2 protein-coding genes are annotated in these 1,900 nt (G+C 64.4%); both read right to left on the minus strand.

Annotated features, from left to right (window positions below; all coding sequences use genetic code 11):
• Window positions 1–84: 84 nt before the first annotated feature.
• On the minus strand, window positions 85–1,110 hold the full coding sequence (locus tag K2W81_RS13925) for an adenosine deaminase (protein ID WP_294105380.1): 1,026 nt from the start codon (window positions 1,108–1,110) through the stop codon (window positions 85–87).
• On the minus strand, window positions 1,107–1,676 hold the full coding sequence (locus K2W81_RS13930) for a phosphoribosyltransferase (RefSeq protein ID WP_294105382.1): 570 nt from the start codon (window positions 1,674–1,676) through the stop codon (window positions 1,107–1,109). The genes K2W81_RS13925 and K2W81_RS13930 overlap by 4 nt, the downstream gene beginning before the upstream one ends.
• Between the last annotated feature and the right edge of the window lie 224 nt (window positions 1,677–1,900).

The raw sequence follows: 1,900 nt of genomic DNA on the forward strand, positions 1-1,900 counted from the left end.
GTGATGGTCGACCTGCGCAACATCTATCCGCCCGCCGATGCCGAGCGGGCGGGGTTCACCTATAGCTCGGTGGGGCGCTGAGGCTCAACGCGCGACAGCGTCGATCGCGGCAAGGTGCGGCGCCTGTTCGTCCGCGCTGAGGAACGATCCGGTAAAGCTGTTGCGCGCCAATTGGGTCAGTTCGCCGCGCGACAAGTCGAGCGCATCGGCGACGGCGATGAAATTGGCGTTCACATAGCCGCCGAAATAGGCCGGATCGTCCGAATTGACCGTCGCCACCAAACCGGCGTCGAGCATCGCCTTCAGCGGGTGCGCGGCGATGTCGTTGACGACGCACAGCTTCAGGTTCGACAGCGGGCAGACCGTGAGGCACATGCCCTCGGCCACCAACCGGGCGACCAGCGTGGGGTCATCGAGCGAGCGGTTGCCGTGGTCGATCCGGTCGACGCCGAGCACGTCGAGCGCTTCATGGACATATGCAGCCGGCCCTTCCTCGCCCGCGTGGGCGACAAGCTTCAGACCAAGGCTGCGCGCACGGGCGAAGACGCGCGCGAATTTGGCGGGCGGGTGACCATTTTCGGATGAATCGAGCCCGACACCGGCGATCTTGTCGAGATAGGGTAGCGCCTGGTCGAGCGTCGCTTCGGCCTCGGCCTCGCTCAGGTGGCGCAGGAAACACATGATCAGCTTTGAGGTGATCCCAAGCCGCGCTTCGCCATCGGCCAGCGCGCGCGTGATGCCGCCCACCACCGTATCGAAGGCCACGCCGCGTTCGGTATGACCCTGAGGGTCGAAGAAAATCTCGACGTGGCGCACCCCGTCGGCATGCGCGCGGTCGAGATAGGCGGCGGTCAGGTCGAAGAAATCCGCCTCGGTCAGCAGCACCGCCATCCCCTGATAATAGATATCGAGGAAATCCTGCAGGTTCGAAAAATCATAAGCCGCGCGAACCTCCTCCACCGACGCGAAGGGGATCGACACGCCGTTGCGCGCGGCGAGGGCGACCATCAGTTCGGGTTCGAGCGAGCCTTCGATATGCAGATGCAGCTCGGCCTTGGGCAGCGCGGCGATGAAGGCGGCGCGGTCGGCGGGGGTGGCAAAATCGGTCATGCTGAGTCCTCTTCGCGCAGGATGATCGGCGCTTCGGGTTTGTTGCGGCGGATTTCGTCGATCGTCAGCCCGTTGATCTCGTGCGGGAAAACCAGCCAGGCATCGGTCGAGTGGACGAAGAAATCGGGGGCCAGGTCGGTCAGGTTGCGCGCCGGCTTGTAGTAGACGGTGGCGATCCGGACTTCGCGCGGCATGTTGTGGCGGCACCGCGCGGTCAGTTCGCGCAGAAAGGCGCGGATGCTGCGCCCGCTGTCGAACACGTCGTCGATCACCAGCAGCCGATCATCGGGGCCGAGCGTGTCGATCAGATAACCGAGCGCGTACACACGGACATCGGGGTCCTGCTGGTCGATGCCGCTGTAGGACGAGGTGCGCACCGCGATATGGTCGCAATCGACGCCGTGATAGGCGAGCAATTCCTGCACCGCGATCCCGACCGGCGCACCGCCGCGCCAGATGCCGACGAGATGCGTCGGCGCAAAACCGCTATCAAGCACGGCGACGCCCAGCCGGAAGGAATCCGCGAGCAGCGCATCGGCGGTCAGATAGACTTTGTCGATCGTCACTGGCCGGTTGCCCCCATGCTCGCGTGCGCCTGCCTATCCGCGAAGGTGCGCTTCGTGACAAGCTGGCATCACCCAGCCAGCGCCCGAATATTGGCCAACACGGCGCGACTCGCAGTGAATCCTAGCTTTTTGTGGACGTGAGTCGGCCGATCGGTTAAGCGTGGTTAACCATAACCGACCCATGGCACACGGGGTGACGCCGATTACGCTCTGGTTCCTGATCG

The sequence above is a fragment of the Sphingomonas sp. genome (assembly GCF_019749955.1).
GTDB lineage: Bacteria > Pseudomonadota > Alphaproteobacteria > Sphingomonadales > Sphingomonadaceae > Sphingomonas.

Coding starts and splice junctions, on each gene's coding strand:
- K2W81_RS13925 (WP_294105380.1), bottom strand. CDS start 1,110: ATGACCGATTTTGCCACCCCCGCCGACCGCGCCGCCTTCATCGCCGCG.